This is a genomic window from Allocoprococcus similis (assembly GCF_054660775.1).
Genome location: NZ_BAAHSG010000048.1, coordinates 1 through 14,822 on the forward strand (window position 1 = coordinate 1; position 14,822 = coordinate 14,822).

11 protein-coding genes and 1 rRNA gene are annotated in these 14,822 nt (G+C 40.8%); 11 read left to right on the forward strand and 1 reads right to left on the reverse strand.

Annotation, left to right across the window (positions count from 1 at the left end; translation table 11 throughout):
* Positions 1–122 (forward strand): 23S ribosomal RNA (locus ACYQ5K_RS15855); the annotation flags it as partial.
* 187 nt (positions 123–309) lie between these two features.
* On the opposite strand, the gene ACYQ5K_RS15860 is transcribed toward ACYQ5K_RS15855, so the two are convergent.
* Positions 310–1,158, reverse strand: coding sequence for an AraC family transcriptional regulator (locus ACYQ5K_RS15860; protein WP_459777946.1), 849 nt, complete (start codon positions 1,156–1,158; stop codon positions 310–312).
* A gap of 298 nt (positions 1,159–1,456) precedes the next feature.
* Between ACYQ5K_RS15860 and ACYQ5K_RS15865 the strand changes: the two genes are divergently transcribed.
* The 10 genes from ACYQ5K_RS15865 to ACYQ5K_RS15910 all read left to right on the forward strand — a co-directional run bounded on the left by ACYQ5K_RS15865 (position 1,457) and on the right by ACYQ5K_RS15910 (position 14,801).
* Positions 1,457–2,731 (forward strand): ABC transporter substrate-binding protein, encoded by a 1,275-nt coding sequence (locus ACYQ5K_RS15865; RefSeq protein ID WP_459777947.1) that lies wholly within the window; start codon positions 1,457–1,459, stop codon positions 2,729–2,731.
* 14 nt (positions 2,732–2,745) lie between these two features.
* Complete coding sequence (locus ACYQ5K_RS15870; RefSeq protein ID WP_459777949.1) at positions 2,746–3,621, forward strand: carbohydrate ABC transporter permease; 876 nt, start codon at positions 2,746–2,748, stop codon at positions 3,619–3,621.
* The gene (locus ACYQ5K_RS15875) at positions 3,621–4,463 is read left to right on the forward strand and encodes a carbohydrate ABC transporter permease (protein ID WP_117555417.1); all 843 of its coding nucleotides are present in this window, start codon (positions 3,621–3,623) and stop codon (positions 4,461–4,463) included. The genes ACYQ5K_RS15870 and ACYQ5K_RS15875 overlap by 1 nt, the downstream gene beginning before the upstream one ends.
* Positions 4,464–4,490: 27 nt before the next feature.
* Positions 4,491–6,674: an alpha-galactosidase gene (locus tag ACYQ5K_RS15880; RefSeq protein ID WP_459777950.1), complete on the forward strand. Its 2,184-nt coding sequence runs from the start codon at positions 4,491–4,493 to the stop codon at positions 6,672–6,674.
* A gap of 2 nt (positions 6,675–6,676) precedes the next feature.
* Complete coding sequence (locus ACYQ5K_RS15885; protein WP_173689080.1) at positions 6,677–8,512, forward strand: alpha-amylase family protein; 1,836 nt, start codon at positions 6,677–6,679, stop codon at positions 8,510–8,512.
* Between the two features lie 340 nt (positions 8,513–8,852).
* A complete protein-coding gene (locus ACYQ5K_RS15890; RefSeq protein WP_459777952.1) occupies positions 8,853–9,830 on the forward strand; it encodes an AraC family transcriptional regulator in 978 nt (325 codons plus the stop codon).
* Between the two features lie 129 nt (positions 9,831–9,959).
* On the forward strand, positions 9,960–11,369 hold the full coding sequence (gene rhaB / locus ACYQ5K_RS15895) for a rhamnulokinase (protein WP_173689078.1): 1,410 nt from the start codon (positions 9,960–9,962) through the stop codon (positions 11,367–11,369).
* Positions 11,370–11,411: 42 nt separating this feature from the next.
* Entirely contained in the window at positions 11,412–12,848 is a 1,437-nt protein-coding gene (locus ACYQ5K_RS15900) for an L-arabinose isomerase family protein (RefSeq protein WP_173689077.1), read from the forward strand.
* A gap of 103 nt (positions 12,849–12,951) precedes the next feature.
* Complete coding sequence (gene rhaD, locus ACYQ5K_RS15905) at positions 12,952–13,773, forward strand: rhamnulose-1-phosphate aldolase (RefSeq protein ID WP_173689076.1); 822 nt, start codon at positions 12,952–12,954, stop codon at positions 13,771–13,773.
* Positions 13,774–13,961: 188 nt separating this feature from the next.
* The gene (locus tag ACYQ5K_RS15910; RefSeq protein WP_173689075.1) at positions 13,962–14,801 is read left to right on the forward strand and encodes a tyrosine-type recombinase/integrase; all 840 of its coding nucleotides are present in this window, start codon (positions 13,962–13,964) and stop codon (positions 14,799–14,801) included.
* Positions 14,802–14,822: the final 21 nt, after the last annotated feature.

Consider the following 14,822-nt stretch of genomic DNA (forward strand, 5'->3'; position numbering starts at 1 on the left):
AAGATGAGATATCCCAACGCAAGTTGTAAGACCCCTTGAAGACGACAAGGTAGATAGGGCAGAGGTGGAAGTGCAGTAATGCATGGAGCTGACTGTTACTAATCGGTCGAGGGCATAACCAAGAAGGTAGGACAGGGTAAGAGAAAATGGATGGAGTAAAGATTTAAGTTTGTATGTGGTTTTGAAGGTACATGAGAAAAGTAAGGGAGCTGTAGACCATAAGGGTTTGCAGTTTTTTTTATATAAGAAAATTTATTTCTGAGGAAAAAAGAATGCGTCTGATTCTATGAGAGCGCATTCTTTTTTGTGTTATTTAAGTCTGTTCTGATTACGCCAGTCTCTTGGCGAGACACCGTAAATGTTTTTAAAGGCTCTGGAAAAATGTAATTGGTTGGGATAACCGACTGCATTACCTACATCTTTAATGGAAAACTTTGTCAGTTTTAATAATTCAGCAGCTTTAATCATTCTATAATTCAGCAAAAATTCCTGTGGAGATTTTCCAATTCCATCTTTAAATATTTTCCCAAAATAACTCCGATTTAATCCGCATACAGCAGCGATGTTTTCGACAGAAATATCGTTCTGAAAATTCTGCTCTATATAAGATAGGGCTTCATGGATATAAAAATCTTGAAGACGGCTGATTTTCGATGTCTGCATGATGGAAGTAGAACGAATAAGAGCATCAATTGCAAGATAGAGATGCCCGATCAGATGAAATGGTGTAGCGTCTCCGTGACTTGCAATATAGAGAAGTTCTTCTTTCAGTATTTCACGCAGATCCTTAGAAGTAGCTTTATAAATCGGATTATCCAAACTAAGTCCGGAAAGTTCAATGGTTTCCTTTGCACGCAGTCCGTCAAATTCAATCCATGTATATTCCCATGGGAGCTTTTCATCAGAGATATAAGTAGTGATCTGACCAGGGAAAATCATAAAGCCCTGGCCACTTTTTACGTGATAGGTCTGTGTTACACCGTGAGAATCATTTGCCATTAAAATTCCGGTGCCGGAGATAATGTAGTGAAAAAGAAAATGATTACGGACGGCAGGACCAAAACTATGCGCCGGTTCACATTGTTCGTAACCAAACTGATACAATCCAAGATCGACAAAATTCTCGCTTGGAAATACTGAAAACATAAGTTCTTTCATAATAATTCCTTTCTCATAGGTGCTCTGCCGTGAAAAAATGATGTTTAGCAGATGTTAAGTCAGTTGATATATATATTTATGTTTATTCTACTGATTTAATAAATAGATTGCAACTAAAATATACCAAAATGCTATGCATTTAGCAAAAAAGAAGAAAATAATAGCATTTTGGAATAAAAATTCAAATACAATGATATTTATAGTCGCATAATGGTAGGTTATAATACAACTACAAAGAAAGTACTTGATATATCGAGCGGTAACTAAAAACGAATATACCTGTGAGGAAGGAGCAAAAATGAGAAGGAAAAGAGCAGCAATTGTTTTGGGAATGTCTTGTATTCTGACGGCATCAGCTGTATTACAGGGATGTCAGCAAAATTCAAAAAGCGGAAAAGTGGAAATTGAACTGGTTCAGTATAAACCGGAGGCGGTAGATATATTTGAACAGCTCGAGAAAGAATTTAATGAAACACATGATGATATCCACTTAAAAATATCTTCCCCAAATGATGCGACAACAATTTTGAAAACACGTTTTATCAGGGAAGATTATCCGGATATTATCGGAATCGGAGGAGATATCAATTATTCGTATTTTGTTGATTCAGGAATACTGGCTGACCTTTCAGATTATGAAGGACTTGGTGAAGTAAAACCTGCATATCTGGATATTATTGAAGGATTGGAGTTTGTTCCGACAGAAGGAACATATGGGCTTCCGTATGTGGCAAATGCGGCAGGAGTGCTCTATAACAAAGATATGTTTGCAGAGCATGGATGGGAAATTCCACAGACCTGGGATGAATTTGTTTCTCTCTGTGATGAAATTCAGAATGAAGGAATCCAGCCACTTTATTTTGGGTTTAAAGATACCTGGACCTGCCTTGCACCTTGGAATGCACTTGCAGTTGGACTTGCACCATCCGATGTTTGTCAGCAGGTGAATAAGGGAGAAACAACCTTCTCCAAAGAATATCCGCAAGTGGCAGAAAAAATGCTTGAATTGTTAAACTATGGTGAAGATGGACCGTTTGCATACGGATACAACGATGCATGTACTGCATTTGCAAATGGTGAATCAGCGATGTATACAATCGGAAGCTATGCAATTCCGCAGATCAAATCTGTAAATCCGGATATGAATATCGGTTCTTTTGTTATGCCGGCTAATGATTCAGAAAAGGACAATGTATTAAACTCAGGAGTGGACCTTCAGTTTTGTGTGATGGACGCATGTGAAAACAAGGACGCAGCATATGAAGTACTTGATTTCCTGATGGATCATGATAGTATCCAGACATACTTAGATGCACAGAATGCGGTGCCTTGTAAAGACGAAGATTTTGCATTAGCTCCGGAACTGGAAGATATGAAACCATATATTCAGGATAACCGTATGGCGGATTACCAGGATCACTATTATCCGTCAGAAATGGCAGTCGATGCACAAATCCAGACATTTCTCATAAACCAGGATGTTGACGCATTCCTGAAAAAATTTGACAAAGACTGGAACAGATATAACCGGGATATCATTCGTATGATGGAAGATTATGAAGCAGGCAAGTAGGAGGGATACAGATCATGAATAAATTGAAAAAGATGAATGGCAGAGAGCGGACATTTTTACTGATTACGATACCGATACTTGCGTTGTTTTTCTGCTTTAATACGCTGCCACTTATTAAAGGTGTTATTTATAGTTTTACAAATTTTCGAGGATATGGCGAGTTTGACTGGGTAGGTCTTCGGAATTATGCAGATTTATTTACTGATGCAAGAGTCGGAAAATCCTACCTGTTTACATTCAAGCTTGCAATTGTTGCAACAATTGTTGTAAATGTGTTGAGTCTTATTTTAGCACTGGGATTAAACAGCAAAATTAAATTTAAAAGTGCACTCAGAGGAATGTATTTCGTTCCAAATATTTTAGGAGCACTTGTAGTGGGCTATATTTTCAATTACTTTTTCACTTATATTCTTCCGGCAGTTGTAAAAATGATGGGCGGAAAAGGTGACAGTATTCTGGCAAGCTCAAAATGGGCATGGATTGCGATCGTAATTGTATGTGCATGGCAGTCTGTTGCGATGAATACGATCATTTATATTTCCGGGCTTCAGACGGTACCGGAGGATGTATACGAAGCAGGTTCCCTTGATGGAGCGACCGGATGGAAAAAATTCAGAAATCTGACATTTCCTCTGATCCTTCCGTTCTTTACCATCAACATGGTACTCTGTATGAAAAACTTCCTGATGGTATTTGATCAGATCATGGCTCTTACAAAAGGAGGTCCGGCACAGAGTACGGAATCAATTTCATTTTTGATTTATAACAATGGTATGGCAGGAGGACAGTTTGGGTTCCAGAGTGCCAATGCAGTTGTGTTCTTTGTAGTGATCGTTGTGATCTCTGTATTACAGATGAACTTTTTGGGAAATAAGGAGGAACAGTTATAATGAAAGTAAAGGTGAAAGAAAGAGTAAACTGGCCAATCACAATTTTATTGATTCTGGGGCTTGTAACCGTTATTTTTCCTCTTTATCTTACAGTTGTGATTGCATTTAAGAAACCGTCGGAAATGACAAACAGTATTTCCGGAATTTTATCTTTGCCGAAAAGCTGGAGTTTTTCTAACTTTGCAGAAGCAATGCGTGTAACAGATTTCTGGCATTCACTGGGCAACAGTGTGCTGATAACGATTGTAACGGTAGTTCTTTCCATTCTGATTCATTCTATGATCGGTTATGTGATCGGAAGAAGTAAAAGTACCAGTAAATTTTACAAAGTAGCCTATCTTTATATTGTAAGCGGTATGTTTGTTCCATTTGCAATTTTGATGATGCCACTTGTGAAGCAGACAGCACAGATGGGAATTGACAATATTTTCGGTGTTATTTTGTGTTATCTTGTATTTTATATGCCGATGAATGTGCTCTTATACTCCGGTTATCTGAAAAATATTCCGATGGCACTGGAAGAGGCTGCACATGTAGACGGGGCAACAACCTGGAAAACTTATTGGAGCGTTATTTTCCCAATCATGAAACCGATGCATGCAACAGTAGCGGTACTTACAGCACTTGGTACATGGAATGACGTTATGACACCACTTGTAATTCTGGCAGGTAGTGATGTGAACACACTGCCACTTGCACAGATGACATTCCAGACACAATTTGGAACCAATTATAATCTTGCATTTGCATCCTATTTACTGGCACTGCTTCCGATTTTGATTTTCTATCTGATCTGTCAGAAACAGATTCTGAACGGTGTTGTAAATGGCGCAGTAAAATAAATTTGACAGAAGCTTAAGGAGAAGAACATGGGAATCATATACAACGAGAAAGCAAAAACATTTACATTACATACCCAAAATACAACGTATCAGATGCAGATTGATGCATATGGATTTTTACTGCATTTATATTATGGAAGAAAGACAGATGGAGTTATGGACTATCTTCTGACCTATGCAGACCGTGGCTTCTCAGGAAATCCGCAGGATACAGGAAATGACAGAACATATTCCCTTGATGTGCTGCCGCAGGAATTTCCGTGTCGACTGACAGGAGATTTCAGGAGTCCGGTGCTTGATCTTGTAAATGCAGATGGTTCTTTTGGATGCGATCTTAGATATCAGGGATATGAGATTTGTAATGGAAAATACAATTTGAAGGGACTTCCGGCAGTTTATGCTGCCGAAGAGGAAGCCCAGACTCTGATCATTTATATGAAAGATCAGGTGACAGGATTACAGGTAGAATTACTTTATGGAGTTCTTCCGGAGTATGATGTGATCACAAGAAGTGCAAAAGTGATTAATACAGAAGAAGATAAAATCAGACTGACAAAAGCACAGGCAGCCTGTATTGATCTTCTTCACGGTGAGTTTGATGTGATTTCATTTTACGGCCGCCATGCGATGGAAAGAAATATGCAAAGAACACCGGTAGGACATGGAGCTTTTGTAATTGGAAGCCGCAGAGGAACATCCAGCCATCAGTACAATCCGATGATGATACTGGCAGAAAAAGAAACGACAGAAGATGCCGGTACCTGTTATGGAATGTCTTTTGTATACAGCGGAGGATTTAAGGCAGAAGTAGAAAAGGATCAGTTCGGGCAGACAAGAATGCAGATGGGACTGCAGGAAGAACAGTTTTCTTATCCACTGAAAAAAGGAGAGGAATTTGTGATCCCTGAAGTTATTTTAACTTGCAGCAATCAGGGACTTGGAAAGCTTTCCCAGAATCTGCAGAGATGTATCCGTAAAAATCTGTGTCGCGGAAAATATAAAGAAAAAGTAAGACCGATACTAATCAACAGTTGGGAAGCATGCTATTTTGATTTTACGGGAGAAGATATCTATCATCTTGCCGAGCAGGCAAAGGATCTGGGAATCGATATGGTTGTACTGGACGATGGATGGTTTGGAAGTCGAAATGATGACAACAGTGGACTTGGCGACTGGAAGGTAAATGAAGAAAAGCTGCAGGGAAGTCTTGGTGACCTGATCAGCAGGATCAATGCGTTAGGTGTTAAATTCGGGCTCTGGTTTGAGCCGGAGATGGTAAATGAAGACAGTGATCTTTACCGTGAACATCCGGACTGGGCAATTCAGATCCCGGGAAGAAAACCGGTAAAAGGAAGAAACCAGCTACTCCTTGATTTTTCGAGAAAAGAAGTTGTGGATGCTGTTTATGAGCAGATGTGTCAGGTGCTCGATCAGGGAAATATCGAATATGTAAAATGGGATATGAACCGAAGTATGGCAGAAGTATATTCTATGACAGCAGAAGAACAAGGTAGTGTGCAGTATGACTACATGCTTGGACTTTATGATTTCCTGGAGCGTATTATAAACCGCTATCCAGATCTTCTGATCGAAGGCTGCAGTGGTGGAGGAGGTCGTTTTGACGCGGGAATGCTGTATTATACACCACAGATCTGGTGCAGTGATAATACGGATGCAGTGGATCGTGTGAGGATTCAATACGGAACATCCTTTGGATATCCGGTATCAGCAGTGGGATCTCATGTATCAGCAGTTCCGAATCACCAGACAGGAAGAAAAACATCCCTTCATACACGAGGTGTCTGTGCTATGGCAGGAACTTTTGGCTATGAGCTGGATCCGGCGAAAATGACAGATGAAGAGCGCAGAGAGATCCGGGAACAGATAATAGAATACAAAAAATATGCACCACTCGTACAAAATGGGCTTTATTATCGACTGAGCAATCCATTCGCAGAAGAAGTCGGTGCCTGGGAGTTTGTATCAGAAGATGGAAGAGAAGCCCTTGTAAATGTGATTATGCTCGAAATCCATGGAAACATGACGGTTAATTATGTAAAACTGAAAGGTCTGTGTGCCGGACAATTCTATAAAGATTCAAATACCGGAAAAATTTATCCGGCAGAGGCTCTGATGGAAGCTGGTATGCCGATGCCTCTTGAATTCGGTGAGTACATGGCATATCAGATTTATCTGGAAATGGTTGATTAAAAATGAGAAATAAAGATGAGATTTTTGAAAAGAGACTGGCGAAGCATTTAGATGAGCTTCGCTGGCTCTATATGGAATTATATGATAATGAAGCAATGTTTGCAGAACTCTGCGAACAGATGCAGAATTACTATCATGCAAGAAATGCGAAACTTCGAAAGAGAGATCTGGAGAAGGAAAAGGATCCGGCGTGGTATCGTAAGAAAAACATGCTGGGAATGATGCTGTATATTGATAATTTTGCCGGAAATTTAAGGGGAGTCAAAGGAAAGCTTAAGTATCTGGAAGAATGTGGTGTAAACTGTGTTCATCTGATGCCGTTTCTCGATTCGCCAAAGGGAAGATCCGATGGCGGCTATGCGGTTGCGGATTTCAGAAAAGTAAAGCCGGAGCTTGGAACCATAGAAGATCTTGCAGATCTGGCTGAAGCCTGCCATGAAAAAGACATGAATCTGTGTATGGATTTTGTAATGAACCATACTTCCGAAGATCATGAATGGGCACAGAAGGCAAGAATGGGTGAAGGCGAATATATGAGCCGGTATTTCTTCTGTGACAATGAAAACTATGTCAGGGAATATGAGAAAACAGTGCCACAGGTATTTCCGGAAACAGCACCGGGGAATTTTACGTGGCTTCCTGAAATCAGACACTACGTGTTGACTACCTTTTATCCTTATCAGTGGGATCTGAATTATAAGAATCCGAGGGTGTTTAACGAAATGATGTATAATTTCCTTTTCCTGGCCAATCAGGGGATTGACATTCTGCGGATCGATGCAGTTCCTTATATCTGGAAGGAAATGGGGACAAGCTGCAGAAATCTTCCACAGGTACACACGATAGTCAGGATGATGCGTATGATCGGGGAGATTGTGTGTCCATCGGTTGTATTATTGGGGGAAGTCGTGATGGAACCGGAAAAAGTAGTTCCTTATTTTGGTACCATAGAAAAGCCGGAATGTCATATGCTTTATAATGTAACCATGATGGCTACGACATGGAATACGGTTGCGACGAGAGATACCAGACTTTTACGGATGCAGCTTGATATTATGAACAACCTTCCGAAAGAGTATACTTTCTTAAATTATCTCAGATGTCATGATGATATTGGATGGGGACTGGATTTCCAGACACTTGCCGGTTGGGGAATGCAGGAAGTCCCACACAAAAGATATCTGAATGACTTCTTCACGGGAAAGATCGCAGATAGTGTGAGCCGAGGGGAACTTTATAATGAAGATCCGATAACAGGAGATGCCAGATTCTGTGCAACGACAGCTTCCATGTGTGGAATTGAAAGTGCCGGATTTGAGCAAGATGAAGAAAAGAAAAAACGTGCGGTCAGATTCGATCTGATGCTGCACGCTTATATGATGGTACAATCCGGAATTCCGATGCTTTATAGTGGAGATGAGATTGGTCAGGTAAATGATTATACCTATAAAAATGATCCGGAAAAACAGGTCGATTCCAGGTATATCCACAGAGGAAAATTTGACTGGAAGCTGGCAGACGGACGAAAGAGAAAAGGAACGGTACAAAAAGAACTGTTTGATGGAATTGGGAAACTTAGATCTATTCGAAGCAAGGAAAAAGTATTTGACGCATCGGCAAATGTCTGGACGCTAGACACTTGGGAAAATGGAATCCTTGGAGTTGTGCGGGAGATGGAGGGCGAGCAGATGACAGCACTTTTTAATTTCGCAGAAGAGAGCCGGACAGCCTGGATTGAAGAAGAGGGCGAGTATATGGATTTATATACCGGTAAAAAAGTCAGCCTTCAGGCAGTAAAAATGGAAGGACATTCCTTTATATTAGCAAAGAAATGCTAAAGTCAGATATAAAAAGAGCAGGTAAGAAATTCTATCCTTTCTTACCTGCTCTTTAATACTTGTGCACCGGGGGCTGATGTGATGACTATTGAAAACGCCGTATACGAGAGCAGTATGTACGGTGTTGTGAGAGGTCGGCGGTTAGTCACCGCCTCCTACTCGGTTTTTCTTTAGAATAGGTGACAAATTTTGCTCCAGGGGGTGTTCATTTTGAAAAATATACTTTATGCTTAGAGTAAATGACTTTCTTGCAAAAGTAGGAGAAAGTACGACTACAGGTACGTCATACACTAAGAATCTGATCAATTTTGGAATTCTGCTATTATAAAGGGGATATTATATGAAACAGAAACTGTTGGATGAACTAATGAAGGTATCGGAAGAAGAACAGAAATATCTGGACGGTCAGGGTGACATTGAAAGACAATTGTATGTGAAAGAAAAGATAGAGGAAATAGACAGGGAACTGCTGCTTGGCAGAGGACAGCTTATTACAGTACGTCCGCATAGCCGTTTTGTCGATTTTCCGGAACACAGACACAATTATGTAGAGATTATGTATGTTATCCAGGGCAGTATTACGCATTGCATAGAAGGAAAAGAGCTGGTACTTCATAAGGGTGATGTCCTGATGCTGAACCAGCAGGTGGTGCATTCAATAAAAAGAGCGGATTATCAGGACATAGGTATAAATTTTATTGCACTTCCTGAATTTTTTGAGGTACCTTTATCTATGCTTGGCGAAGAGAATGTTCTTGCCCGGTTTGTGACAAGCGTATTCAGACAAAAGGATCCGGTCTCGCATTACCTTCTGTTTCGACTGCAGGAGAATGAGCAGGTCGAAAACCTTATGGAAAATATGGTGGAATCCATGCTGCACGGATATGCTAACGAAGATATAATAAACCAATATTCCATGGGGATTGTATTTTTGTATCTGCTGAATCATCTGGAAAATCTTAGCCATAACTCTTCTATGGATTATAAGGAGACGATCGTCCAGGCAGTGCTCGGATATATTAACAGTGACTGTAAAAATGCCAGTCTGACGAGAATTGCAGAGGATACGAATCAGTCTATGACTGCCTTAAGCAAACTGATAAAGCAAAAAACCGGATACAATTTTCAGGAGCTTCTGCAAAGAAAAAGATTTCAGATGGCGGTTCTTCTGCTGTGCGATACAAAGCTTTCGATTGAAGAAATAGCCCTGGATGTCGGGTATGAGAATCAAAGCTATTTTTTCAGGCAATTTAAGAAGCGTTACGGAATGACACCGCACAAATACAGAAAAGAAAACATAAAAGATAAAACACGATAGGATGGAAAATAAGGACAGTTTTTTGAACTAATGAGGTTCTAAAAAGCTGTCCTTATTTTTGTTATATTGAGTACAGAAAAAAGGTAATTATTCAGAACCACCGAGAACAAAAAAGAAAGGAACTCACATATGGATACAAGATATTATCTTGCGGTTGACATTGGCGCTTCAAGTGGCAGACATATGCTTTCACACATGGAAAACGGAAAGATGGTGCTTGAGGAGATCTACCGCTTTCCAAACGGCATGACAGAAAAAGATGGTCATAAGGTGTGGGATGTGGACAGACTTTTTGAGGAAATACTTACAGGCATGAAAAAGTGTCTGAAAATGGGAAAAATTCCACACAGCATGGGAATTGACACATGGGCTGTGGATTTTGTCCTGTTGGATGAAAACGACAGAATGCTTGGAGATGCGGTTGCCTACAGGGATGACAGAACAAAGGACATCGACAAAGCAGTGTATCAGTTTGTACCGGAGACAGAACTTTACACAAGAACCGGTATTCAGAAACAGATCTTTAATACGATTTATCAGCTGATGGCTGTAAAAAAACAAAATCCGGATATGTTTGCAAATGCAAAGACAATGCTTATGATACCTGATTATTTCCATTTTCTTTTAACCGGAAGGAAGGCTCAGGAATATACAAATGCATCAACTACCCAGCTTGTAAATGCGAAGACAAAGGACTGGGATCATCAGCTCATAGCTAAGCTTGGATTTCCACAGGAATTGTTTTTAGAAATAAAAAGTCCGGGATATGAGCTGGGAGACTTAACAAATGCCATTCAGGAAAAGGTGGGATTCAACTGCACGGTCATTCTTCCACCGACGCATGATACTGCGTCCGCTGTTATGGCTATTCCAACGCAGGAGGATGCTGCTTTGTATATCAGCTCAGGAACATGGTCACTTATGGGAACAGAGCTTAAAGAAGCAGACTGTACAGTCGGCAGCATGAAGTGCAATCTGACAAACGAAGGCGGTTATGATCACAGATTCCGTTATCTGAAAAATATTATGGGACTGTGGATGATACAGTCGGTAAAGAAAGAAATCGCACAGGATATGAGTTTTGCTGAAATATGTGAGATGGCAGCAAAAGAGGATATAAAGTCAGTGGTGGATGCGAACAATGACAGATTTTTAGCACCGGAAAGCATGACAGAGGAAGTAAAAAAAGCATGCAGTGAGAGTGGACAGCAGATTCCACAGTCGGTCGCAGAGGTGGCAGCCGTTATCTATAACAGCCTGGCAAGGTGCTATGCAGGGACTGCTCACGAGATAGAGGAGCTGACAGGAAAGCAATATTCGCATATATATGTAGTCGGGGGAGGCTCAAATGCAGCTTACCTGAATGAGCTTACCGCAAAGGAAACAGGAATGACTGTTTACGCGGGACCGGGCGAAGCCACTGCGATAGGAAATATAGCTTCACAAATGATCGCAGCTAAAGAACTTTACGATTTAAAAGCTGCAAGACAATGCATTTTCGATTCTTTTGAAATAAAAGAATATAGTCCGAATTTATAAATGATAAATGCAAAATTGCTATCAAAAGAAGGGAGAAAACAAATGTTAGTAGAAACAAAAGCAAAGGTTGGTGTATTTTCGATAGCGCTCGGCGCATACCTGCCACAGTTTCCGACACTCGTTCCGGAGTTCGAGGCACAGTATGAGTCTTTTAAAAAGACAATACCGGATACCGTTGAGCTGGTGGATGGTGGAATTGTTACCACAAAAGAGCTTTCAATGAAAGCAGGAGACAAATTCAGGGCGGCAGATGTGGATCTGGTGATTTTACAGCTTCTCACATATGCGACAAGCTACAATATGCTTCCTGCAATCAGAGATTTAAATGTGCCGGTTGTTCTGGTGAACGTTCAAAAGCTCAAAGCACCGGATTATGCGAATACGGACACACCGAAATGGCTGGGTGAGCTGTATGCATGCGGAGCAGTCGGAGAGATGGTTGCAGACCTTGAAAGAGCAGGGAAGAGACATGCAGTGATCACAGGCGTAGTAGAAGGTGGAGATGATTATGTGGCAACGGAGATAGCACAGTGGTGCAAGGCAGCACAGGTCAGAAGAAGATTCCGCTATACCAATATCGCACAGATCGGAAGACCATATCCGGGAATGATGGATCTGTATATCGATGAGACCAATCTGTATAACCGCATGGGACTTTACACAAAGCAGTTTGACTGGGAGAAAATGTGGGCGATCGCTGACCATATCACAGATGAGAACGCAATCAGGGCAAAGGCTGAGGATATACTTGCGACATTTGATATAGCACCAGACAAAGACAATAAAGCAGCTACAGTTGAGACTGTATGGGACATGGCAAAATATGTTGTGGCATTTGAAGAATGGGTAAAGGAAGAAGAGCTTGGAATGATAGCCTCTCATTATGACGGTTTTGCCCAGGGAATAGCAGGAAAGCTTGACAGTATGCTGATACCGGCGTTTTCAATGCTTATAAAGCAGGGAACAGCCTGTGCAGTTGAGGGAGATATGAAGGTTGCTATGGCTATGAGCATTTTAAAAACGATTTCCGGTACAGGCCAGCTTTCGGAGATGTATTCCATCGACTTTAATGAGGATATCTGTATCATCGGACATTCAGGTTCGGGAGATGCTGATATTTCACAGGCAAAAAAGCCGACCATGAAGATTGTAGATGTATTTCACGGAAAAACAGGCGGCGGATATCTGACACAGTTCTATCCACCTGTCGGAGCTGTAACATACCTTGGAATCACACAGGATATGAACGGAAAATTTAAGTTTGTTGTGGCAGAGGGTGTAAACGAGGATGGCCCGATATTCACATTTGGTGACACAAATATGAGAACGCGCTTTTCAATCGGAGCAAGAGAATTCTGTAACCGATGGAGCGAAGCAGGTCCTACACATCACATGGCAGCAGCAGTCGGCAGGCATATCGATACAATACTCAAGGTGGCAAAGATACTGGATGTGCCGGTTGATATTGTATGCAGATAAGAACATAGTCATATCTATAAAAGGTACAGTGTAGTATGGTTTTGCGCAGGTGATCAAGTATAAAACAGTAGTTTAAATATAGTAGAAAAGCGAGGAAAATATCATGAAATTTTTAGATGCAGAATTTGTAAAAGGATTTATACGTATGGCGAATGACGGATGGGAGCAGGGCTGGCACGAAAGAAATGGCGGAAACCTCTCATATCGTGTGAAGGCAGATGAGGTAGAGTCAGTAAGAGAGAATTTTGAGCCAAAGGAGTGGCAGCCAATCGGAACAACAGTGCCAGAGCTTGCCGGAGAGTATTTCCTTGTGACTGGAAGCGGAAAATATTTCAGAAACGTGATAATCAAGCCGGAGGATTCCATCTGTATGATAGAGCTTGATGAAAAGGGCGAAAATTACCGTATCGTATGGGGACTTGTGAATGGTGGAAGACCGACAAGTGAGCTGCCTAGCCATCTTATGAATCTCGAAGTAAAGAAGCTTCAGAATCCAAACTACAGAGTGGTATATCATGCACATACGACTAATATCATAGCACTTACATTTGTCCTTCCACTTGAGGATAGAGTCTTTACAAGAGAACTTTGGGAAATGGCAACAGAGTGTCCGGTAGTATTTCCGGATGGAATCGGTGTAGTTCCATGGATGGTTCCGGGGGGAAGAGAAATTGCTGTAGCGACAAGTGAACTTATGAAGAAATATGATCTTGCCATCTGGGCACATCATGGAATGTTTGCAGCAGGGGAGGATTTTGATCTTACATTTGGACTCATGCATACAGCGGAAAAGTCAGCAGAGATTCTGGTAAAAATGCTGTCAATGAGACCTGATAAACTGCAGACAATTACACCTGATAATTTCAGGCATCTGGCTAAGGATTTTAATGTTACTCTTTCAGAAGAGTTTTTATATGAAAAATAAAAGATAATGATTTTGAAATTCGGGATTGGATAAAGAGTCTGGATTTAAATTAGAATCAATTAAGGAAAATAGACGGATATGAGCAGCAGGACAATGACAAAAGTTTTTGTCCTGCTGCTTTTTCGGTTAATAATATTTCAGATCTGTGAAATAATGTGAGTAAAGAGAAAAAACAAGGAGGACACATTATGAACGGAATGGAATTTGAAAAAGAAATCTTTATGGAATATTTGATCGAGCGGGAAGCTTCGGAGGCAACAAAGAAGAAATATATGACGGATGTGACGACTTTTTATTCCTATGCAGCAGAAGCGGAAGAAATAGATAAGGAACTTCTGCTTGCTTACCGGGAGTGGCTGATACAGCATTATGCAGTAAGCAGTGTAAATTCGATGCTTGTGGCACTGAATCAGTATTTACTTGCTGTTGGGCTTGGAAAATGGAAGCTCCGCAGAGTCCGTGCGCAGGGCTGTAATTCAAAGATGATGGAAAGAGAACTGCAGAAATCCGATTATATCAAACTGGTGCGGAAAGCAAAAGAGCAGGGAAAGGAACAGCTTGTAATGATTATGGAGACGCTTGCGGGGACAGGAATCCGGATCAGTGAGCTGAGATATTTTTCAGTTGATAGTGTTCAAAGCGGAATTGTGAAGGTGTGGAATAAAGGAAAATACAGACCGGTTATTTTAACGGATCAGTTGAGAAAAAGACTTTTGTATTATATAAGAAAAAACAGGATTCAAAAGGGAAATGTGTTTATAACAAGATCGGGTCATGAAAAAGACCGGTCGAATATATGGAGAGAATTAAAACAGCTTGCAGTAAGTGCCGGGGTGGAAACCGAAAAAGTATTTCCGCATAATTTCAGACATATGTTTGCAAGAATTTTTTACAGGGTTACTGGAAATCTGGTGCAGCTTGCGGATATTCTGGGACACAGCAGTATCGAGGTGACAAGGATTTATGCTGCGGATGGAATTATGGAATGGAAAAAGAGTATGGAAATGTTAGAGATGCTTGTAGAATGACGACATAATGTTAATTATGTT

Coding starts and splice junctions, on each gene's coding strand:
- ACYQ5K_RS15860 (WP_459777946.1), bottom strand. CDS start 1,158: ATGAAAGAACTTATGTTTTCAGTATTTCCAAGCGAGAATTTTGTCGAT.
- ACYQ5K_RS15865 (WP_459777947.1), top strand. CDS start 1,457: ATGAGAAGGAAAAGAGCAGCAATTGTTTTGGGAATGTCTTGTATTCTG.
- ACYQ5K_RS15870 (WP_459777949.1), top strand. CDS start 2,746: ATGAATAAATTGAAAAAGATGAATGGCAGAGAGCGGACATTTTTACTG.
- ACYQ5K_RS15875 (WP_117555417.1), top strand. CDS start 3,621: ATGAAAGTAAAGGTGAAAGAAAGAGTAAACTGGCCAATCACAATTTTA.
- ACYQ5K_RS15880 (WP_459777950.1), top strand. CDS start 4,491: ATGGGAATCATATACAACGAGAAAGCAAAAACATTTACATTACATACC.
- ACYQ5K_RS15885 (WP_173689080.1), top strand. CDS start 6,677: ATGAGAAATAAAGATGAGATTTTTGAAAAGAGACTGGCGAAGCATTTA.
- ACYQ5K_RS15890 (WP_459777952.1), top strand. CDS start 8,853: ATGAAACAGAAACTGTTGGATGAACTAATGAAGGTATCGGAAGAAGAA.
- rhaB (WP_173689078.1), top strand. CDS start 9,960: ATGGATACAAGATATTATCTTGCGGTTGACATTGGCGCTTCAAGTGGC.
- ACYQ5K_RS15900 (WP_173689077.1), top strand. CDS start 11,412: ATGTTAGTAGAAACAAAAGCAAAGGTTGGTGTATTTTCGATAGCGCTC.
- rhaD (WP_173689076.1), top strand. CDS start 12,952: ATGAAATTTTTAGATGCAGAATTTGTAAAAGGATTTATACGTATGGCG.
- ACYQ5K_RS15910 (WP_173689075.1), top strand. CDS start 13,962: ATGAACGGAATGGAATTTGAAAAAGAAATCTTTATGGAATATTTGATC.